The sequence below is a fragment of the Plantibacter sp. 2H11-2 genome (genome assembly GCF_050031945.1).
Classification (GTDB): Bacteria; Actinomycetota; Actinomycetes; order Actinomycetales; family Microbacteriaceae; genus Plantibacter; species Plantibacter auratus.
Genome location: NZ_JBNBBL010000002.1, coordinates 53,435 through 71,553, shown reverse-complemented (window position 1 = coordinate 71,553; position 18,119 = coordinate 53,435). Strand labels below are relative to the sequence as shown.

The 18,119-nt window shown below is 65.6% G+C and carries 21 protein-coding genes and 1 tRNA gene; 8 read left to right on the top strand and 14 right to left on the bottom strand.

From position 1 onward, the window contains the following. Positions 1 to 3: 3 nt before the first annotated feature. Positions 4 to 747, top strand: coding sequence for a cytochrome c biogenesis CcdA family protein (locus ACQG07_RS04655; protein ID WP_426737480.1), 744 nt, complete (start codon positions 4 to 6; stop codon positions 745 to 747). A 92-nt stretch (positions 748 to 839) separates the two neighbouring features. Here the strand turns inward: ACQG07_RS04655 and ACQG07_RS04650 are convergent, their stop codons facing one another. The 5 genes from ACQG07_RS04650 to ACQG07_RS04630 all read right to left on the bottom strand — a co-directional run bounded on the left by ACQG07_RS04650 (position 840) and on the right by ACQG07_RS04630 (position 6,208). Next, positions 840 to 1,184 carry a metal-sensitive transcriptional regulator gene (locus ACQG07_RS04650; protein WP_426737478.1) on the bottom strand — a complete coding sequence of 115 codons (345 nt, stop codon included), beginning with the start codon at positions 1,182 to 1,184 and terminating at the stop codon, positions 840 to 842. A gap of 16 nt (positions 1,185 to 1,200) precedes the next feature. After that, entirely contained in the window at positions 1,201 to 3,351 is a 2,151-nt protein-coding gene (locus ACQG07_RS04645) for a heavy metal translocating P-type ATPase (protein WP_426737476.1), read from the bottom strand. A 72-nt stretch (positions 3,352 to 3,423) separates the two neighbouring features. Then, the gene (locus ACQG07_RS04640) at positions 3,424 to 3,675 is read right to left on the bottom strand and encodes a hypothetical protein (RefSeq protein WP_426737473.1); all 252 of its coding nucleotides are present in this window, start codon (positions 3,673 to 3,675) and stop codon (positions 3,424 to 3,426) included. Next, positions 3,672 to 5,975, bottom strand: coding sequence for a heavy metal translocating P-type ATPase (locus tag ACQG07_RS04635; RefSeq protein ID WP_426737471.1), 2,304 nt, complete (start codon positions 5,973 to 5,975; stop codon positions 3,672 to 3,674). Before ACQG07_RS04635 ends, ACQG07_RS04640 begins: the two co-directional genes overlap by 4 nt. A gap of 23 nt (positions 5,976 to 5,998) precedes the next feature. Then, positions 5,999 to 6,208, bottom strand: a complete 210-nt coding sequence (locus tag ACQG07_RS04630; RefSeq protein ID WP_426737469.1) for a heavy-metal-associated domain-containing protein — start codon at positions 6,206 to 6,208, stop codon at positions 5,999 to 6,001. Between the two features lie 160 nt (positions 6,209 to 6,368). Between ACQG07_RS04630 and ACQG07_RS04625 the strand changes: the two genes are divergently transcribed. Further along, positions 6,369 to 6,785, top strand: a complete 417-nt coding sequence (locus tag ACQG07_RS04625) for a thioredoxin family protein (protein WP_426737467.1) — start codon at positions 6,369 to 6,371, stop codon at positions 6,783 to 6,785. A 222-nt stretch (positions 6,786 to 7,007) separates the two neighbouring features. Here the strand turns inward: ACQG07_RS04625 and ACQG07_RS04620 are convergent, their stop codons facing one another. After that, positions 7,008 to 7,334 (bottom strand): hypothetical protein, encoded by a 327-nt coding sequence (locus ACQG07_RS04620; RefSeq protein WP_426737465.1) that lies wholly within the window; start codon positions 7,332 to 7,334, stop codon positions 7,008 to 7,010. An 89-nt stretch (positions 7,335 to 7,423) separates the two neighbouring features. Next, the gene (locus ACQG07_RS04615; RefSeq protein ID WP_426737463.1) at positions 7,424 to 7,564 is read right to left on the bottom strand and encodes a hypothetical protein; all 141 of its coding nucleotides are present in this window, start codon (positions 7,562 to 7,564) and stop codon (positions 7,424 to 7,426) included. Positions 7,565 to 8,376: 812 nt separating this feature from the next. Here ACQG07_RS04615 and ACQG07_RS04610 point away from each other — a divergent pair. Continuing rightward, on the top strand, positions 8,377 to 8,619 hold the full coding sequence (locus ACQG07_RS04610) for a hypothetical protein (RefSeq protein WP_426737461.1): 243 nt from the start codon (positions 8,377 to 8,379) through the stop codon (positions 8,617 to 8,619). A gap of 166 nt (positions 8,620 to 8,785) precedes the next feature. Here the strand turns inward: ACQG07_RS04610 and ACQG07_RS04605 are convergent, their stop codons facing one another. Next, positions 8,786 to 9,001: a histone-like nucleoid-structuring protein Lsr2 gene (locus tag ACQG07_RS04605; protein ID WP_426737459.1), complete on the bottom strand. Its 216-nt coding sequence runs from the start codon at positions 8,999 to 9,001 to the stop codon at positions 8,786 to 8,788. Positions 9,002 to 9,153: 152 nt separating this feature from the next. Between ACQG07_RS04605 and ACQG07_RS04600 the strand changes: the two genes are divergently transcribed. After that, positions 9,154 to 9,351 carry a hypothetical protein gene (locus tag ACQG07_RS04600; RefSeq protein WP_426737457.1) on the top strand — a complete coding sequence of 66 codons (198 nt, stop codon included), beginning with the start codon at positions 9,154 to 9,156 and terminating at the stop codon, positions 9,349 to 9,351. An 8-nt stretch (positions 9,352 to 9,359) separates the two neighbouring features. Here the strand turns inward: ACQG07_RS04600 and ACQG07_RS04595 are convergent, their stop codons facing one another. Together ACQG07_RS04595 and ACQG07_RS04590 are read right to left on the bottom strand one after the other, a co-directional pair. Then, positions 9,360 to 10,184 (bottom strand): nucleotidyl transferase AbiEii/AbiGii toxin family protein, encoded by an 825-nt coding sequence (locus ACQG07_RS04595; RefSeq protein ID WP_426737455.1) that lies wholly within the window; start codon positions 10,182 to 10,184, stop codon positions 9,360 to 9,362. Beyond that, positions 10,181 to 10,501 (bottom strand): transcriptional regulator, encoded by a 321-nt coding sequence (locus ACQG07_RS04590; protein ID WP_426737453.1) that lies wholly within the window; start codon positions 10,499 to 10,501, stop codon positions 10,181 to 10,183. The genes ACQG07_RS04595 and ACQG07_RS04590 overlap by 4 nt, the downstream gene beginning before the upstream one ends. Between ACQG07_RS04590 and ACQG07_RS04585 the strand changes: the two genes are divergently transcribed. Beyond that, the gene (locus tag ACQG07_RS04585; RefSeq protein WP_426737450.1) at positions 10,500 to 10,745 is read left to right on the top strand and encodes a hypothetical protein; all 246 of its coding nucleotides are present in this window, start codon (positions 10,500 to 10,502) and stop codon (positions 10,743 to 10,745) included. The two genes, ACQG07_RS04590 and ACQG07_RS04585, sit on opposite strands and share 2 nt — an antisense overlap. A gap of 732 nt (positions 10,746 to 11,477) precedes the next feature. Further along, a complete protein-coding gene (locus ACQG07_RS04580) occupies positions 11,478 to 11,762 on the top strand; it encodes a helix-turn-helix transcriptional regulator (RefSeq protein ID WP_426737447.1) in 285 nt (94 codons plus the stop codon). A 117-nt stretch (positions 11,763 to 11,879) separates the two neighbouring features. On the opposite strand, the gene ACQG07_RS04575 is transcribed toward ACQG07_RS04580, so the two are convergent. Genes ACQG07_RS04575 through ACQG07_RS04565 form a run of 3 tightly spaced genes read right to left on the bottom strand, consistent with a single transcriptional unit; the run spans position 11,880 to position 15,501 of the window. Next, the gene (locus ACQG07_RS04575) at positions 11,880 to 12,260 is read right to left on the bottom strand and encodes a DUF6262 family protein (protein ID WP_426737445.1); all 381 of its coding nucleotides are present in this window, start codon (positions 12,258 to 12,260) and stop codon (positions 11,880 to 11,882) included. After that, positions 12,261 to 14,378 carry a tyrosine-type recombinase/integrase gene (locus tag ACQG07_RS04570; RefSeq protein ID WP_426737443.1) on the bottom strand — a complete coding sequence of 706 codons (2,118 nt, stop codon included), beginning with the start codon at positions 14,376 to 14,378 and terminating at the stop codon, positions 12,261 to 12,263. After that, the gene (locus ACQG07_RS04565) at positions 14,371 to 15,501 is read right to left on the bottom strand and encodes a tyrosine-type recombinase/integrase (RefSeq protein ID WP_426737441.1); all 1,131 of its coding nucleotides are present in this window, start codon (positions 15,499 to 15,501) and stop codon (positions 14,371 to 14,373) included. Before ACQG07_RS04565 ends, ACQG07_RS04570 begins: the two co-directional genes overlap by 8 nt. A gap of 60 nt (positions 15,502 to 15,561) precedes the next feature. On the opposite strand from ACQG07_RS04565, the gene ACQG07_RS04560 reads away from it, so the two are divergent. Further along, a complete protein-coding gene (locus tag ACQG07_RS04560; RefSeq protein ID WP_426737439.1) occupies positions 15,562 to 15,837 on the top strand; it encodes an HNH endonuclease family protein in 276 nt (91 codons plus the stop codon). Between the two features lie 143 nt (positions 15,838 to 15,980). On the opposite strand, the gene ACQG07_RS04555 is transcribed toward ACQG07_RS04560, so the two are convergent. Further along, a tRNA-Arg gene (locus ACQG07_RS04555) sits at positions 15,981 to 16,053 on the bottom strand. A gap of 269 nt (positions 16,054 to 16,322) precedes the next feature. Here ACQG07_RS04555 and ACQG07_RS04550 point away from each other — a divergent pair. Continuing rightward, positions 16,323 to 18,089: a hypothetical protein gene (locus tag ACQG07_RS04550; RefSeq protein WP_426737437.1), complete on the top strand. Its 1,767-nt coding sequence runs from the start codon at positions 16,323 to 16,325 to the stop codon at positions 18,087 to 18,089. The last annotated feature ends 30 nt before the right edge of the window (positions 18,090 to 18,119 follow it).

The following is an 18,119-nucleotide window of genomic DNA, read 5'->3' as shown; positions in this document are numbered from 1 at the left end:
ACCGTGGGTGAAACGTTCATCAGCATCGTCCTGAACGGGCAACTCATCCTCGCCGCCCCGATCGCTCTCGCGGCCGGTATCGTCTCGTTCGCATCCCCGTGCGTGCTGCCATTGGTCCCCGGATATCTCGGCTACATCAGCGGCATGACCCGCCAGAACAGTGCCAGACCACGAACCCGGTTGGTCCTCGGCGTGGGACTGTTCATCCTCGGGTTCGCCATCATCTTCGTCACCTATGGTGCACTGTTCGGGGCCGCTGGTTCTTGGCTGATCCGCTGGCAGGACCTGGTCACCCGCCTGCTCGGCATCCTTGTCGTGCTGATGGGTCTCGCGTTCATCGGCGGGGTCCCCTTCCTGCAGCGCACGCTCAAACTCCCCACCAGTCCAACCGTCGGCCTGGCCGGAGCACCGCTACTCGGTATCGTCTTCGGGCTGGGCTGGACACCCTGCCTCGGCCCCACACTCACCGCGATCTCGCTCCTCAGCCTGAACAGCGGCTCGGTGCTGCGCGGAGCGCTCCTGGGACTGATCTACTGCGCCGGTCTAGGCATCCCGTTCCTCCTCATCGCGCTCGGGCTAAATTGGATGACCGCTGCCGTGACGTTTCTCCGACGCCACATCCGAGCCATCAACATCACCGGCGGGGTGATGCTGATCGTGATCGGCGTGCTGATGATCACCGGCCTATGGACGGCGTGGATCTACTCCCTGCAAGCCCTCATCGGAGGGTTCGTGCTCCCCATCTGACGACACCACCACTTGCGCCACCCACGCCGACCCTCTCGTGGCGGGTCTGCTACGTCGGCCGTGCTCCGCCGATAGGAGGAGCCCGGCGTGCGTCAGGCGCGGACCAGGCGAGCGATGGCATCCGAGGCTTCCTTGATCTTCGCTTCCCCCTCGTCGCCGCCAAGCTTGACGGCGTCAACGACACAGTGTTTGAGGTGGTCGTCCAGCAGTCCGAGCGCGACGCTCTCCAACGCGGATGTGAGCGCGGAGACCTGCGTGAGAATGTCGATGCAGTACTGCTCCTGATCGACCATCCTGTAGATGCCACGGGCCTGTCCCTCGATGCGCTTCAACCGGGTGAGGTAGCGGTCTTTGTCGGTGATGTACCCGTGATGCGGCTTCTCGGACGAAGCATCCACAGCGGGTGCAGCGTCCTGGACTGGGGCGGTGTCGGTCATGTTGGTCTTCCTTCGATCACCTGGTGGCAGTGGCGGGTGTTCGAGCGGCGTGGGTGCTCTGGGCCAGAGCCGTGCGGGCACTCGTCTTGGGGTCGAGCTGCAGCCGACGCAGCAGTTGCGCGTTCAACGCTACGACAATCGTAGACAGTGACATCAGGATCGCACCGACAGACATGGGGAGCACGAACCCGATCGGTGCCAGCACACCAGCGGCGAGCGGCACGGAGATGAGGTTGTAGCCGGCAGCCCACCACAGGTTCTGCCGCATCTTCCGGTAGCTGGCCCGGGAGAGTTCGATGACACTCAACACGGAACGCGGGTCGGATGAGGCGAGGATGACGCCTGCGGATGCGATAGCGACGTCGGTGCCGGCTCCGATCGCGATGCCGACATCAGCTTGTGCCAGAGCCGGAGCGTCGTTGACGCCGTCGCCGACCATCGCCACCCGGCGGTGCTCGCTCTGCAGCTCCTTCACCTTGTCGGCCTTGTCCTCGGGCCGAACGCCTGCGAAGTAACGGTCGATGCCGAGTTCGGTGGCGACGGACCTCGCGACGGCTTCCGCGTCGCCCGTGATCATCACGACCTGCACGTTGCTGGCGTGGAGTGCGTCGACGGCCTGCCGGGACTCCTCGCGGATCTCGTCGGCGAGTTTCAGCGCACCGACAACGTCACCATCGCGGAGCACGTGCAGGATGATCGCGCCGTCCTGCCGCCACTCGTCGGCGACCTGCAGCTCGGCGCGGTGCGCTTGTTCGAGCAGGTTCGGCCCGCCCACCTGCACGCGAGCTCGGTCGATGGTCGCGGACACGCCGACCGCGGGTGAGGAGGAGAATTCGGTGGCTGGAGGCACTGTCAGACTTCGGTGGGCTGCTGCGGTCACGATGGCGCGCGCTAACGGGTGCTCCGAGTCCGTCTCAGCTGCGGCAGCCAGGGCGAGGACGTCGTCTGCCGTAAGGTCGCCGACCGGTTCGATCGCGGTGACGGTGGGTTCGCCCTTGGTGAGTGTGCCGGTCTTGTCGAACAGCACCGTGTCGACGGTGCGCATGCTCTCCAACGCCAGCCGGTCCTTGATCAGGACACCGCCGCGTGCTGCCCGCTCGGTGGCGATCGAGACAACCAGCGGAATGGCCAGCCCGAGCGCATGCGGGCAGGCGATCACGAGGACGGTGATCGTGCGAACGACGGCTTCATCGGGCAGCCCGATCAGGTTCCAGACGATCATCGTGATGATGCCGGCGCACAACGCGAACCAGAACAGCCACCGTGCCGCGACATCGGCGATGCGCTGTGCCCGGGAGGTGGAGTTCTGCGCTTCGGTGACGAGGCGCTGGATGCCAGCCAGGGTTGTGTCCTCACCGACTGCGGTGATCCGCACCCGCAGGCCGGAGTCGGTGGCCACGGTGCCGGCGACGACCTGGTCGCCCTCGCCGCGACGCACGGTTTTGGACTCGCCGGTGATCATCGACTCGTCCATGCTCGCCGAGCCGGACACGATCTGCCCATCCGACGGCACACGCCCACCCGGCCGCACGACGACCACATCGTCAAGGCGCAGATCAGCGGGCGCGATGCTGACCGTGGTGTCGCCGTCGACCCGCTCCGCTTCATCCGGCAGCAGTGCCGCCAGGGAGTCGAGCGCGGAGCTTGTCTGGGCGAGGGAGCGCATCTCGATCCAGTGTCCGAGCAGCATGATCACGATCAGCAGGGCGAGTTCCCACCAGAAGTCGAGTTCATGATCCAGTAGCCCGAGCGATGCACCCCAGGAGGCGAGGAACGCGACCGTGATCGCTAACGCGATCAGCAGCATCATCCCGGGCTTCAGGGTGCGCAGTTCGCCGACCGCCCCGGTGAGGAATGGCCGCCCTCCCCACACATACATGACAGTGCCTAGCACTGGGGAGATCCACACCACCCATGCCGCGTCGGGCAGCGGATAGCCGAGGATCATCGCGAACATCGGCGAGAACCCGACGACGGGGACCGCGAGCACGAGCATGATCCAGAACAGGCGCCGGAACTGACCGACGTGGTCCCCGTGCCCGGCGTGAGCGTTGTCAGGGTGGTCGCCGTGGCCGGCGTGTCCCGTGTGCTCTCTGTGCGGTGCTGGTGCGTGCTCGGTGGGCGCCTGCGGTGGTGTCGGGGTGTGGTGCCCGGTGTGGTCAGTCATGGTGGTTCCCTTGCCGGTGGATGTTCGGGAGCGTGCTCCGTGGGGGTGCGTCAGTGGGTGAGGCTGGCCTGGTTACGCCGTGGCGTAGCGGGCTGGGTTGGCGTCGAACGCCGGCCCGCAGCCGGCGCAGCACAGCCAGTACCGGTTGCCGTCGTAGTCGCGGACAAGGCCAGCCGCTTCGGCGGTGGCTTTCACCACCGTTCGGCCCGTCATCACGGGACATTCCGCGACGTCCACGGTGGGGGTTCCGGCGAGCAGATCACGGCCTGCTGGGGCAGATACGGCAGTGTGCTGGTGGGTCGGGGTGCAGCAGTTGTCGCTCATGCGGCGATCCTTTCGGTTGCGGACGAGGTGTCTCTGAGTGCCGTCGGTGAGGATGAGGTTTTGATGCGGCTGGAGAAGCTGCGCAGTCGGAGGCTGTTGCCGACGACGAAGACGCTGGAGAAGGCCATCGCCGCGCCGGCGATCATCGGGTTCAGCAGCCCGAACGCTGCCAGCGGGATTGCTGCGACGTTGTACGCGAACGCCCAAAACAGGTTGCCTTTGATGGTGCCGAGGGTACGCCTGGCCAGACGGATGGCGTCACCCGCGACGCGCAGATCTCCGCGCACGAGGGTCAGATCGGCTGCTTCGATAGCGGCGTCCGTTCCCGTGCCCATCGCCAAACCCAGGTCAGCGGTGGCAAGGGCTGCGGCGTCGTTCACACCGTCGCCGACCATCGCCACGCTTCGACCCTCTGCCTGCAGGCGGCGGATCACGTCAACCTTTCCCTCGGGTAGGACCTCCCCGATGACCGTGCTGATGCCGACCTCACTGGCAATCCGGTCGGCGACGGACCGGTTGTCGCCGGTGAGCAGGATCGGATCGAGACCGAGTCGGCGCAGTTCGGCGATGGCTTCGGCGCTGCTGGGCTTGACCGCGTCCGCGACGGTGATGATGCCACGCACCAGTCCGTCCCAGGCGACGGCCACGGCGGTCGCCCCGTCAGCTTCGGCAGCTGCTTTCTGCTCGGCGAGCTCAGCGGGCAGCTCCAGTGACCAATCGGCCAGCAGGCTTTCGCGTCCGACGATCACCGAGTGCTGCTCGACGATCGCCTCGACGCCCAGTCCTTCCCGGTTCTGGAACGACCCAACCGGTGGGAGTTCGCCATGAGTGGCGGCCTCAGTGGCGATGGCACGAGCGATGGGGTGCTCGGAAGCGTGCTCTACAGCGCCCGCGATCCTCAGCAGCTCCTCGGTCGACGTGCCGGCGGCCGGGAGCACCTGGCGGACACTCATCCGCCCAGTGGTGACCGTTCCAGTCTTGTCCAGCACAATGGTGTCGATACGGCGAGTGGACTCGAGTACTTCAGGACCCTTGATGAGGATGCCGAGCTGAGCTCCACGGCCGGTGCCAACCAGCAGCGCCGTCGGTGTCGCGAGTCCGAGCGCGCACGGGCAGGCGATGATCAACACCGCGACCGCCGAGGTGAAGGCCGCCTCGAGCGGCCACCCGGCGAGCAGCCAGCCGGCGAAGGTGATGACCGCCAGCGCGAACACGATCGGGACGAAAATTCCTGACAGTCGGTCGGCGAGCCGCTGCACGTCAGCCTTGCCCGATTGGGCGTCCTCGACCAGCTGCGCCATCCGCGCCAACTGGGTCTGCGCGCCGACCTTCGTTACACGCACAACCAGCCTGCCCCCTACGTTCACCGTCGCTCCAGCAACCACGTCCCCTTCGGAGACCTCGACCGGCACCGACTCGCCCGTCAACATCGACGCGTCCACCGCACTGCGCCCGTCGACCACGACGCCGTCGGTCGCGATCTTCTCACCCGGCCGCACCACGAACTCATCACCGACCGACAACTCATCAATCGGGATCAGCAGCTCACGCCCCTGACGGAGGACAGCGACCTCCTTCGCGCCAAGCTGCAGCAGCGCACGCAACGCCGCACCGGCTTGTCGTTTGGACCGCTTCTCGAAGTAGCGCCCGGCGAGCACGAACATGGTCACCCCGGCAGCGACCTCAAGGTAGATGTTGCTCGATCCCCCCAGCGGGTCAGCGGTGAACTCGAATCCGTGCGTCATGCCGGGCATGCCTGCCATGCCGAAGAACAATGCGTACAGCGACCAGGCGAACGCCGCCAACGTGCCAACCGACACCAGCGTGTCCATCGTCGCAGCACCATGACGCAGGTTCGTGAACGCGGCCTTGTGGAAAGGCCAGCCCGCCCACACGATCACCGGAGCCGCGAACGTCAACGACAGCCACTGCCAATACGTGAACTGCAGAACCGGGATCATCGCGAGCACGATCACCGGCACCGTGAGGATCACGCTACCGATGAAGCGGTTCCGCAAACTCGTCAACTCCGCATCAGGCGCGTCAGCGCCGACCTGCTCGACCGGCGCAGATGGCTGGGCTGCGGTGTACCCGGTCTTCTCGATCTCGCTGATGAGCAGCTGCTCGTCGTACCCGGCCGGGACGGTCACGCGTGCTTTCTCGGTCGCATAGTTCACCGTCGCTGTCACCCCATCGAGCCGGTTCAGCTTCTTCTCGATTCGCATCGCGCACGACGCGCACGTCATGCCGCCGATATCGAGTTCCACGCCACGGTCAGCGGTCGCATCCGGGTGAGGCATCAGGTCTCCAAACGTCAAGGTGGCTAGGCGCGAGTCGCGGCGTAGCCGGCCTCATCCACCGCAGCCAGCACCGCTGCATCCTCCACCGGGGCCTCGCTCGTGATCACCAGACGCCCGGAAGCGGCAGAAACATCAACGACGCTGACCCCGGGGATCTGCGAAACCTCTTCGGTGACGGACTGCTCACAGTGGCTGCAGGTCATCCCGGTCACCGCATATTCAGTCGTGCTCATAGCTATCTCCTTCACCTAAGCAGATACCCTATAGGGGTACAATCAGGGGAACGTTATACCCCCCGCCGGTATTCCGTCAAGACACGCAGTCCAGGTAGCGACGCAGGCATGAGGTGTACTGAACCGCTAGCTGCCGCTTCCTGCGGTAGGGGCAACGCGGATGCAGCACACGCGTTCGACGAGCAGTGCTCACTCTGAACCTTTTGCGGTGCGATTGTCCGCCGCTTGGGTCACAATCGAAACAGATCATCGCAAGAGAGGCGCGCCAATGACGATAGAGCTGCTCCACATCGCGGACTGCCCAAACTGGGAAAATACCTTTCGCAAGCTAGTAGCCGCGGTTGCGAAATCACTTTCTCCGGGTACGTCAATTGATGCCATCCTCATCGACTCCACGGAGAAAGCCGAAGCGAGGCCGTTCGCCGGTTCCCCAACGATCCTCATCGACGGAGTCGATCTCTTCCCTACTGAGGAACGCACCAACGATCTCGCGTGCCGGATCTATTTCACCCCAACCGGCATGGCTGGGTCTCCGACCCAGGAGCAAATCGAACAAGCACTCATCGCTCATGGATGACGCAGCAGAATTTGCCTGTTCTTGTTGGGTCGTCACTATTCACGCCGACGCCTCCACGCCCTCAGCGACACCGTGTTCATCTGCCGACGATGCGGACTGTGGGTCGCATTGCGTCCCAACTCCGACCACCTAGAACACCGGTAGACGGCAGGTGGCCAACTGCTTCGATCCGAGGGAGCGACACGCTGATTACCAAGTCGTTGCCGCAGCAGCCGTTCGGTATCAATGGGCGCGGCGGCTGAGTATTGGGAGCCCACCGCGGAGAACTTCGGCGCGCTCGGTCGCATAGATGCGCCGATCGAGCCGGTCGGGTGCGTCGGTGCCGCGCCTGCGCGGTTGGGTGCGACTGACCTCAAATGCCGCCTGCAGCTCGTCATCATCGTCCCGACGAGCCGGCGTTGGTGCGCGGCGCGGCGTCGACCGTTTCGGTGGCTGTGCGAGTGGCGCGCAGCGCTCACCTGTCGCGGTGGTGTGGATCGACATGCGCCCATTGGCTTGGCGCGCGTGAGACTCGTCGCACTGGGCGCAGATCGCGAATTCGAGGGCCATGATTGAGGCTCCTTTGCCTGTGGATAACTCCCCGGGAATATGACCGATAACGGTAATTGTGACAGTCTGGGTGTTTCCCCTGTGGATAACTACTCGCCTGTAGCCTGGCGCGCGCGGAACATTTCGTCGGCCTCGGCCGCGTCGAGCTTGACGAATTTCTCGGCCTCGATCGGGTCGAAACCCTCGCCGCTTTCCTGGCTGTATCCGTTGGTGATCGTCGGTTCGCTCATCTGTCGATGCTCTCACGCAGCGCGCGAATCGAGGTAGCTCAACTCAGGGTATTACCGGCGGCGTCGCTGAACCGTCGCAGTCATCATGCGCATGCAACCTGGGCGGCTGGAGTGAACTCGATACCGAGTTCGTCGTCGATCCCACAGACGGACTTGAGGAAGCCCTCCGCGAAGCCTGCGCTCGCTGACGGCCGAGTCGTTGCCGCCGAAGACGCCCAAACGATGAGTTCTGAGACCGAGGCACCCGCCCTCTCACCCTCGCAATGCTGACCCACGTTGGCACCGGCTTGTGTGAACAGGTCTGGTAGGGAGGTTGACGCCTCCTCAATCTCTGCCGATGACGAGGCCCTGTCTATCCGGTCCAGTGCGGCGTTCAGGAGGTCGATCGATTCCGCAGTGGACGTATCGCAGAGGTCAGGTCCACTCGCCGCCGCGGACTGAACGGGCGCAGGCTGCGGAGAGCTGCAAGCGGTGGCCGTCAACAGGAGAATCGCACTGACAACGAGTAGCGACTTTTTCAAAGTTCCCCCTGGTTCTTGGGCCGTCCCCCGGCCCGTCCTCGCACTCTACCGAGGGCGAAGAGCCTGTTTGCGTGGTTGCCGCCCAAATCTGATGGGACACGCCGTGTTCGGCGGGGTTATGCTCCGCACAGATCATCACCCGACGAGAGCCTGCCTCGGATGGTCAGGGACCGGAGAGACAGCGGGTGGCGTCTCCGATCCTGACCTAAGTGACCCGCCCTTCAACGGTGAGCGGCGGGTCATCTGCTTTCACCAGCGACGGTGAATCCGAGCAGCACGAGCGGAGCAGTGATGAACATCGAACGGTGGTGGCCGAAACTCAAACCCACCACCCGGCAGTACCTGATCGAGCACAACGGGCTCCTCGTGCCCGCGGACGCCCGAGCGGAGATCGTCAGCGTCGGCGGGCGGCTCCAAGCCGGTTCCTCCTGGGTCACGTCCTGGCCCGATGGGTACTACTTCCCCGCCGCGATCACGGAGTGGATTACCGCACTGACCCGAGAGCCGGCAGTCGAACCCGGCACCCTCTCCTAGCGCCGTGGCGCTCGGGCCAAGCGATGGCTGGGCGGCACGCCCGAACGTGCGCCCAGAAAACCAGAGCAGCGGCACACGCGGAACCCGAATCCGTACTGGCAACGCTGCCCCAGTCGGGAGCGATGCTAGGCCTGCCGCAGATAGGACGCAAGGGTGCTGTGCACCCTTACCGGCGACGTCGACGCGGTCGGGTCGGCGCGATCCGTCGACCGGCCTCCGTGTAGGGCTGCAGGACGTCGCGGAGCGCGGCGGCGTTGTCGTCGCTGAGGTCAATCTCATAGGTACGGCCGTCGACGCCGAACCGGATCGTCTCGCCAGATCCTCGCTCGAGGCCTGTTCCGTCGAGGTCGTCGACGAGCGTGGTGATCGTGCGCTGAGCCATAGCAGCAGTGTGCCAGCAGCGCTTAGAACGGTTCCTGGCCAACACGCGGGGAGCGTGCGGCCAGGAACCAGCGACAGGCGGGGGGGCCTGTCGCGCTCAGCGTAGCTGTGTCAGCGAATAGGGATGTCGGTTGTCGTCCCTACGCTCAATGCATGAGCGATGCGAAGAGGGTCAGCACTCCCGACGGCCCCGGCGTCCAGCTTGAGTGGCCGGTCGGTGCTTCAAAGCAGTTCCGTGAGCGTATCGGTGTTAGTGGTTACGAACTTGTCACAGGCGACGTCGTAAATGTAACGCCCGTCTTGCTTGACACGGGTGAGGTTCGTTTCTATGCGGAACACGCGCTGAGGTAGTCGATCGGCTATCTAGCGCGGCCGTGATCGCGGTTCTGCTCCGGGGATCGGCCGTCGGGGGTAGCGGTTGGCGGGGTGGGGCCGGCCGTTCGCTGGGCGCCGGGCGCGGTCGGGAAGCCCAGCCGACGGAGCTCGGCCAGGCGTTGCAACTCGGGGTCGAGTGACGCACCCCCGGGCCGGCGTTCGGGCGCCCGCAGCTCAGCAGCCCAGCTGGTCAGTCGGGTCTTGATCGCGTCGAGCTCCGCGGCGTCGACGTTGTACACGATCGTCTGATCCGGGCGGAGCCGCTGCACCGCTTCGAGCTGCGCGGCGAACATGGGGACTTCGAATCCGAGATCTCGTTCCCGTGCTGCGTCGATGAGTTCGGTGTCGGTGAACTTGCCGGAGGTGCGGATCGCGTCGACGTCGAGGTAGTCGCGGGCCTCAGCCCGGCTGTAGAGGGCGCTGACCTTGTTGGCGACGGCGTCGTCCAGGCTGAGCACGGGACCGACCGAAAGGGTGACGGGTTCGCCTTCGCGGTAGTCCACACCCATGTCCATCTCAACGAACCGGCCCTCGTCGGTGGTGATGTGCAGGCGCGCGAACTGCTCCACTCGGCGCAGCTCGTCGACGGCGTGGCCGGCATCTCGGATCCCGTTGACGACGGAGCTGACGGCCGTGTCGAACCGGCCGGCGTCGAGGTCGGAGGTGAACAAGTCGATGTCCTGGGTGGGACGGTCGATGATGCCGTGCTCTCGGATCGCTCCTGAGCCCGCGAGGGCGAAGGGGGTGCCGTGCAGCGCCCGAAGGGCGAGGCGGGTTATGTCCCGCTGCAGCTCTTCGTCGGTGCTCATGCGGACTCCGCGAGCTCGAGGAAGCGGCCTTCCCACAGCTCTCGGACGCGGGGCGGCATGTGCAGTTCTGGCCAGAGTTCGATGAGGCGGTCCCGGTTGAGGATCTGCACCTGGTCGACGGTGCGCCCTTCCTGGATGGTGGCTTGGTAGGCGCGGATCGCGTCACCCACGCTGTCGAGGTTCGCAACCGGGCTGGGGCCCCAGTAGACCCACGGTGGCAACTGGACGGTCCCGTGGGCCGGGCCGCGCAGCTCGTCCAGGCGCTCGGGAGCGTCGTAGGGCTTCACGTCCTGGAACCGCACTCGCTTCTCCGCCATGGTCACCACCTCTCGTGCCGCGATTCTACCGACGGTCGTCTTCGGACTCAGCAAGGGACTGCGCGCGCGGGTTGGCGTCCGCATCGTCCACCAGTCGTCGCCCAAAGGCCGCAGCCTCGGCTCCGTGCAGGACTCTGCCGATCACGCGAACCTGGCCCCGCTCCGCCTTGAGCGCAAGTTCCGCATACGCAGTCCCCTCGACATCGTCACGCACATGCGCGTGCGAATCTTCCGCTACATCTGAACTGGCTACCGAGGGTCGAGCCGCCGGCTCGTGCGCCTCGTCGGCCTGACCCGCCGGTCTATAAGCGGAACCGGCCTGCCGCGATGGTCGCTCGGATGTAGCAGCGCGGGGCGCTCCCATCTCCGGTGCCTCATCACGACGCCGCTGTCGTGCGCGGGAGAGTTCACGGAAGACCCTCCCCACCCGAAGGCTTCTAGCGATGGATACGTCCCAGCTGACCCAACCGCGGCGCTTCCACTCGATCGCTGCGTAGATGCGGAAGTCCTGCGCAAGCCGCGCCCGTTGGCTGTAGTTCAGGCGGACCGGAATCGGTGCCGGAAGCCCCCCGCTGTCAGGGAGTAGCTCGTTGAACAGTTCGACGAAGGTAGGGCCACGATCAAGTCGCCGGCGGGTTCGAGCGATGAATATCGCCGCCGCCAGTCCCCATTCGTCTGCGGTGTCAGGATCTGTGAAGTCGCGGAACACTACATCCCATGAAGCCGGTGGCGGTCCTTCTTGGGCTCGCCACCAGATAGGCCTGTCACTCTGAGCCACTGCCACCTCAACAATCACGGTCGACTTGCACAAGCCGCTGTCCCGAGCGTCGCCGTCAGCTTCGGATCAAGGCAGCACACGTGCAAGGTGAGCCGGAGCGCAGACTCCGACGGCGGTAGTGATTGTTTCGTATGGCCTCTTAGATTATGCCACATAGATTAGGCCATACCGGGCTGCGGCGGTCGACAGCCTGGATGCGTGGCAAACCGCTCTGCAGATGAAGACGCAGCCTGGCGCGCGTACGTCGCGGAGCTGGCTACGAATCTCCGTCGATTGCGTCTCGCGGCTGGTCTCACGCAAGAGGACGTCGCGTACCGATCCCGGTTAACCCGGTACACATACCAGAAGTACGAGAAGGGCGAGTCTGCTCCAGGGCATCCAGCGAATCCCACGCTCCGCACCCTTCTGGCGATCGCTCAAACGCTCGACACACCTCTGTCGGAAGTGCTCCCATCGAGCACACCCAATCTGCAGCTCTACTGAGACAAGGCGGAGCGGCCTCGTGGTACTCCATTGGCCAGCCCAAACATCAAAAGCGTCGTCACAGAGGACTGGATTGGTGAGACACCACTATCGGCTACGTGGCCGCTCGAACCGCTGCTATTCGTAGCGAGCCAGCCGGCGTCGGAGCTCGAGGTTCTCGCCGTGGGCTTGCTCGAGCGCGAGGCGCAGACGTTCAATCTCGTGGCGGTGTACGCCACGTTCATGAGCGATGCGAGCTGTGAGTGCGCGCACCGCGCCATTGGCGTTCGTCGTCGAACCAACTTGCGTTTCGGGTCTGTGCTCGCGGAGCTGGAGGATGAGTTCCCGCAGCTCCGGAGTGTCGTACAAGAAGTCGGTGGACACGCCCGCTTCCCGAGCGACGGCGGCGAATGTGATCTTCTTGGCCGCGGCCGTCATCCGCTTCACCGCGGCCTGAGCGCGTCGCTCGGCTGACACATGGCGATCCTGAGCCGCCTTGCGGAGATGATCGTGCGGCATTCAATCCTCGGTCCCTGCAGCGCGAACGCCGCCGTTCGTGATCGTAGTTATCTTCAGGAGAATGCCGTCGAGTGCACGCATCTCACGCGCGCGTCCTTCGACCCACACATTGTTGTCTGGCATCGGGGCGCCATACCGCTCTTGGAACGCCGCTTGCCTGCTCGCGAGCAATTGTGAAGTGTCTTCGCGTTGACGGCGCAGGACGTCCGCATGGGAGGCATCAGTAACGAACTTGGAGCAACTCAGACACGCGTTGCCTTTGTCACAAGTCTGCTTCGGCGGCAAGGTGCACCAGCCGTTGGGGAGGATGCGGTCGGCTCGCTTGTCGAGCTGGAGAAGGTCGTAGAGGTCGCTCGGGTCGACCTCGGATTCTCGACCGTCGCTCGTGACCTTCTTGTACTTGAGGAACTCCGACTCCATCGTGGCGTCGCGCGTGATTGCATAGTGCATCGTCATCGTCGGCGTAACGTGGCCGAGGTAGCGCATGACCACGTGCAGTGGCACGCCGCCGTTGATCAAGTTGGTCGCTTTGGTGTGCCGGAACCGGTGGGTCTGCGCAAGCGAAACGGGGTTGCCGGCTGTGTCTTTCAGGTCCAGCACGTCGGAGAGCTGGCGCATGCGGGGGTGGAAGCTTCCCATCGGGTAGGGGCGTTCGCCGTGCCTGTTCTTCAGCGCGGCCAGGAACAGGTACTTGGGGGTTCGGTCAGGCTCGCCGAAGCTGGCCATGAGTTCTCTTGCGTGTTTCTGCTGGGCGCGGATGATCGACACGACCTCCTCATCTACAGGGATCGTCGGGTTGCCGGTCTGCTCGATCTTCGTCTGTTGGTAGCGCAGCCGAGCCACAAACCCGGCTGCCTCGCCGACGTGGCTACCGAGTAGCGGCTCGAGAGGGTCGAAGTCCATCATGAGGATCTCGTTCACGCGCCGCCCCGTGCGCATGAGCAGCAGAAGAGCGTGGAAGGCTTGGAGGTCACCGCCGCCGTCCGGTTTGGGCTTGGCGATCCACTCGCAGCCCGCGGCCAGCTGAGTCATGACTTCGTCCTCCAAGGCCAGGCTGTGGTTGGGGTTATTCGTCAGGCGAGGCTTGTCTTCGGGACGGAAGAGCACGGCATGCTCGCCGCGCAGCTCGCCCCAGCGCTCGTCGATGGCACGCAGTGAGGGGTCGCTGCGGTTGTCGAAGCACCACTGGTAGAACTGCTCGATTGCCGTGATCGTCTGGCGGCGTGGGTTCTTGCCCAGCGGCTGCCCCTTGCTCTGGCCTTGTTGCACACGGTGAGCGGCCAGGCGTCCGCAGAACCGTACGATGAAGCCGCGCAGCGCGGCCGGGTCCTCTACAAGGCAAGGGCCGACGTCTCCCTCATCGTTGATGTGGCTCTGTAGCCACTTCAGCGCGTCCAATCGGGACTTGACGGTCGACCAGGTGTAACGACCGGTGGATAGGCCGCTGCTCAACCAGAGCTTGGCGGCCTCCCGCATCCAGATGCTGTTAATGCGGGTGAAGTAACATGCGCTGCGCAGGCTCGGCTCGTGGGATCGGCGGGGAATGCGCGCATCGAGGGTTGGGTTCCACACGTCCAGCTGCCACCACCCGCCGCGGTGATACGAATACACCAGCAGGTCGAGCATCTGGTTGATCCGATGCCCAGCGTCCTCGAGTCTCCCCGCGTTGACACTGATGGGATAGTCGCGCATGGCTGCGGCCCGCGCCTCCCGAAGCCATTCCTGAGCGTTAAGGTCCAAGAGCGAGCGCGCGGAGCGACCTGCCGTCGTGCCGGCCGCGGTCGCAGCCCGAAGCACTCGGGTGGCCTCACTCCACGGGGCGGGGTGGATGAATCGGCCAAGCTCGATCTCGCGGAACAGCAGCCAAGCCAGCTCATGCTGCATCGACTCCGGCAGGTCCCGGAAGTTGATGCCGACCGTGGCCCACGCCTCGCCGTAGGCGACCCCCTTCGCCTTCACCGCCGCCCGGTACCGCTCGGGAATGTTCCGTTTGGTCAGCCTCGTCAAGCGGCACTCTTCGGGCAGCGATTCCCACAGGCCACGAGCGATAGCGGGGTCGAACATGGCCGCGAGCTGCAGCCCCATGTCGCGGCGCTCGAGCCGCTTCGGCTCAATCATCGGCGCCCCACCACCCCTCGGAGAACTCGGCCCAATTTGCCAGCGCGGCAAGCTCTGCGTCCTCCGTTACGTGTCCGTAGGTGTTCAGCGTGGTCTGCACGTCTTTGTGGCCGAGTCTGCGCGAGACCACGTGGACCGGCGTGCCTGTCAGCAGTAGAGCGGTCGCGTGGGTGTGACGGAACCAGTGTGGAGTCATCTCCGACGGCACAAGCGGCGCACGCCTCTTTACAACCGCGAGATGCGCGTAGATGGACTCCGGCCGTAGCGGCGCCCAGCGCTGCCCACGGCTGATGTTGCAGAACACGTATGAGCTGTTCCAGTCTTCGATTTCTTGATCCGCGCCGCGGTCGCACAACCACCACACGTAATCGGAGTACAGGCGATCCAGTCGGCTCCCCACATGCACGACTCGCGGGCCGGACTTCGCCGCGACCCCATGCGGATTCGATCTGTCGGCAATTGTTACTGCAGCGGTGCCGCCGCGTCCGGCCGCCCAGTCACGATGCTGCAGCCCAAGAGCCTCGCCGATCCGCATCCCTGTGTCTGCCAACAGCGCCCAAAGCAGCCGGTAGCGCACGTCCCCGGTCCAGTCGCCATCGATCGTCACAGCCTCAGCCTCGAGGAGCTCCTGGATCTGCGCCGGAGTGAGGACCGGCGCTATGGTGCGTCGACGCCGCACGACGACCGCCGCTAAGAACTGTGGCTGCCTACGCAAATGGCCGAGGAATGGCACGTAGCCGCCGCGAGAGGTTGAAGTCTCAACAACCAACGTCGGCCTCCCGAGCGCCGCGTGGTACCTGTAGCAGCTCGTTACGGCTCGCACCCGTACCTGCACACTGCCATCCGAGAGGCTGCCGCGCCGGCGGTCCGGAGCACGAAGCCGCCCGATGAATTCGACGACATCCGCGATACTCACGCGATCCCATCCACGCTCCACGTTTTCAAGGAACGACCACCACTCCGCTAGCCCTTGCGCATATGACCGTACCGTGTTGCGCCGCAGACCGGTTTGACGGGCGTACTCCAGATATTCCTCCGCCGGGACGATCACGGAGTGATCGCCGCCCACCACCGTCCACGATAATTCGCCGCCCGGTATCTGCACTCGTTGCACCTGCGCCATTCCAGCCTCCTCGTGTAAGCCACATCAACCACACGAGTAGACAACTACAGATTCCACGTCGTGCCGCTCGCGTGGGGTTGGCGTCACGGCGGGAACACGTGGACGGAGCAGCAGCGGGAGCAGTTCGCGAACGACCCGATCAACCTGCAGGCCGTCGACGGCGCGACGAACTCCTCGAAGTCGGACTCCGGCCCCGGCGATTGGATGCCGCCCTCGGCCGCCTCGCACTGCGAGTACGCGGCTCGGTTCGTGCTCGTGCTGATGGCGTACGACCTCACGGTCGACGACGCCGACCGCCAGGCGCTCACGGGCACGCTGGACAGCTGCCGGGCGTAGCGGCGCGTGGCAACCGCACGAGAACAGGACAAACGCCCGAGGACCGGACATTTCCCGCGATTCCATCCGGTTCTCGCGCCGATATCCTGCTGTCAGGCGGGAGGAAAAAAGCGGCCCACCGAAGTGGACCGCTTTTCAGAATGTGCGCCCGAAGGGATTCGAACCCCCAACCTTCTGATCCGTAGTCAGATGCTCTATCCGTTGAGCTACGGGCGCATTGCCTGCTGAGAGAAGAGAACTTCGGCTCGGCAGGCCGAAGTAGAGCCTACAACACGGAAGCCGAAGACGCGAATCGTGCCTCGGCAGGTTCGGGGGACGGAGGTGGAGCGCCCTTCGACAAGCTCAGGGACCGGGGAAGGCGGCTCAGGGAGCGGAGGAGGTGGATCAGAGAACGGGTGCGGCCCGGGGACCGCGGCAGGGCTCCCCATCGACACGACGGGCGCCGACATGGAACAGTCGATGCGACCACCTGCCGAGAGGACGACGTGAGCGCAGCACCAGGACCGACGAACGACGGCTTCACGATGATCGGCCGCCCTCCCGTCAGGGCGAACCTCGTCCTCATCCTGATTCTGTCGGGCATCCTCGCCACCGTCCTCGGCTGGATCACCGGAAGCGTCATCGACGGCATCTTCGACATCGCACCCACGGCGCTCATCGTCATTCCGGTCATCTTCATCCTCACCGCCGGCATCTGCCTGTCCTACCTCCGGACCGCCTTCCGCCCGGTCGGTGTCGACACCGTCCGCGGCACAGCCCTCCTCGGCGGCCAGACGGTCCCGCTCCGCTCGATCGTGAGCGGCGAGCTCCTCACCCGCAATCCCGCCGCGACCACGCCGGCCCTCAGCCTGCGACTCACGACCGACACCGGCGCACGCGCCCGCATCATCATGAACGGCGGCTGGCTTCGCAGCCTCCCCACGTCGGACCTCGTGCCACTCGTCGCGCTCATCGCCGGCAGCGGCATCCCCGATGACACCGGTCAGGATCCGCTCGACGTCGGCCGGGAACGCATCTCGCGATCCCTCGCCGGGAAGGGCTCGGACGTCGCGATCGGTCGACGCGGGTTCATCGGCGACTGCATCGCCGTGGCGGAGTCCACCGGCGACGTGAAGCTGCTCGACGCGGTGGTCCAGGCCGCGGGGCCGCTCGGCCGGAGCATCCGGGACGAAGCGATGCGGGCCGCACAGGGCGCAGTGGAGGAGGTCGAGCGCGCGCATCAGGACGTGGCTCCAGCGGCGCCTGACGCCCCGAACCCGACTCCCCTCGTGCCGCCTGCGCCGCAGTACGGGTCGGTCATCGCGGACGAGGACGAGGTGACGGCGGTCGACGACAACGACACGGACGACGACCGGTTCCGTCGACCGGACGACCCGGCCCGGCTGGCCGCGGAGCAGATCGTCGGCCGAGTGCACCTCGACAAGCTCGGTGACCGGAATGGGGCGCTCGGCAATCGGGATGCGGAGCGCGTCGATCGGGACGCGGAGCGCGGCGATCGGGATGCGGAGCGCGTCAAGCGGGACGCGGAGCGCGGCGATCGGGACGCGGAGCGCGGCGACCCGGACGACGGACGCGAGTTGCCGTCGTGGATTCCGCCACAGGACCAGGCTCGGGTGCGGTCCTGGCTCGCGGACGACGACGCGGTCGTCCACCTGCAACCGATTCCGGAGACGGTCGGCGCACGCACCCTCCGGAAGGTCTGCGACCGAATCCTCATCGCGCTCGCCGGCATCGGCCTGCTCGCGATCTTCGGCGCGGCCATCGCGGAAGGGGTGATCGACCGCCTCCTGCCGTCCGACGCGAACGCGCTCGTCGCCGTCGCCGTGGTCGGCTCGGCACTGCTCGCGTTCGTCGCGTGGATCGTCGGCGGCATCGCGCGGGCACGCGAGATCCACATCGCTCAGCGCTTCTCCCTCGACTGGCTCGACCGGCGCGGCCCGGAACAACGCCGCCGCGGACTTCCGCCGGTGCTCCTGCAGCACTTCCTCGGCCCGATCCCAGCGTCGCGCCTGTTCGCAGTCGGAGCCTACGCCGGCACCTGCCTCGGCGGCGTCGGTGTCCTCGCGGGCGCCCTCCTCTCCGTCGACCCGGAGGAGCTCGGCGCGACCGGGCCGATCATGCTCGGCGTCAGCCTCGTGCTCACGGCTGTCGGGACGGTGCTGTTCATCGTGCGCTGGCGGCGGGTCAAGCGGCAGCGGGCGCTGGCGATCGAGCTCGGCGGCGAGCGCCTGGCGTACCTCGGGAACCTGTAGGCGAGCGGGCGGCCGGCAGTCCGTTCGACA

Excerpts from the sequence above, each read along its gene's own strand:
- ACQG07_RS04650 (WP_426737478.1), bottom strand. The coding sequence starts at position 1,184 with ATGACCGACACCGCCCCAGTCCAGGACGCTGCACCCGCTGTGGATGCT.
- ACQG07_RS04645 (WP_426737476.1), bottom strand. The coding sequence starts at position 3,351 with ATGACTGACCACACCGGGCACCACACCCCGACACCACCGCAGGCGCCC.
- ACQG07_RS04640 (WP_426737473.1), bottom strand. The coding sequence starts at position 3,675 with ATGAGCGACAACTGCTGCACCCCGACCCACCAGCACACTGCCGTATCT.
- ACQG07_RS04635 (WP_426737471.1), bottom strand. The coding sequence starts at position 5,975 with ATGCCTCACCCGGATGCGACCGCTGACCGTGGCGTGGAACTCGATATC.
- ACQG07_RS04630 (WP_426737469.1), bottom strand. The coding sequence starts at position 6,208 with ATGAGCACGACTGAATATGCGGTGACCGGGATGACCTGCAGCCACTGT.
- ACQG07_RS04625 (WP_426737467.1), top strand. The coding sequence starts at position 6,369 with ATGCAGCACACGCGTTCGACGAGCAGTGCTCACTCTGAACCTTTTGCG.
- ACQG07_RS04620 (WP_426737465.1), bottom strand. The coding sequence starts at position 7,334 with ATGGCCCTCGAATTCGCGATCTGCGCCCAGTGCGACGAGTCTCACGCG.
- ACQG07_RS04615 (WP_426737463.1), bottom strand. The coding sequence starts at position 7,564 with ATGAGCGAACCGACGATCACCAACGGATACAGCCAGGAAAGCGGCGAG.
- ACQG07_RS04610 (WP_426737461.1), top strand. The coding sequence starts at position 8,377 with ATGAACATCGAACGGTGGTGGCCGAAACTCAAACCCACCACCCGGCAG.
- ACQG07_RS04605 (WP_426737459.1), bottom strand. The coding sequence starts at position 9,001 with ATGGCTCAGCGCACGATCACCACGCTCGTCGACGACCTCGACGGAACA.
- ACQG07_RS04600 (WP_426737457.1), top strand. The coding sequence starts at position 9,154 with ATGAGCGATGCGAAGAGGGTCAGCACTCCCGACGGCCCCGGCGTCCAG.
- ACQG07_RS04595 (WP_426737455.1), bottom strand. The coding sequence starts at position 10,184 with ATGAGCACCGACGAAGAGCTGCAGCGGGACATAACCCGCCTCGCCCTT.
- ACQG07_RS04585 (WP_426737450.1), top strand. The coding sequence starts at position 10,500 with ATGGTCACCACCTCTCGTGCCGCGATTCTACCGACGGTCGTCTTCGGA.
- ACQG07_RS04590 (WP_426737453.1), bottom strand. The coding sequence starts at position 10,501 with ATGGCGGAGAAGCGAGTGCGGTTCCAGGACGTGAAGCCCTACGACGCT.
- ACQG07_RS04575 (WP_426737445.1), bottom strand. The coding sequence starts at position 12,260 with ATGCCGCACGATCATCTCCGCAAGGCGGCTCAGGATCGCCATGTGTCA.
- ACQG07_RS04570 (WP_426737443.1), bottom strand. The coding sequence starts at position 14,378 with ATGATTGAGCCGAAGCGGCTCGAGCGCCGCGACATGGGGCTGCAGCTC.
- ACQG07_RS04565 (WP_426737441.1), bottom strand. The coding sequence starts at position 15,501 with ATGGCGCAGGTGCAACGAGTGCAGATACCGGGCGGCGAATTATCGTGG.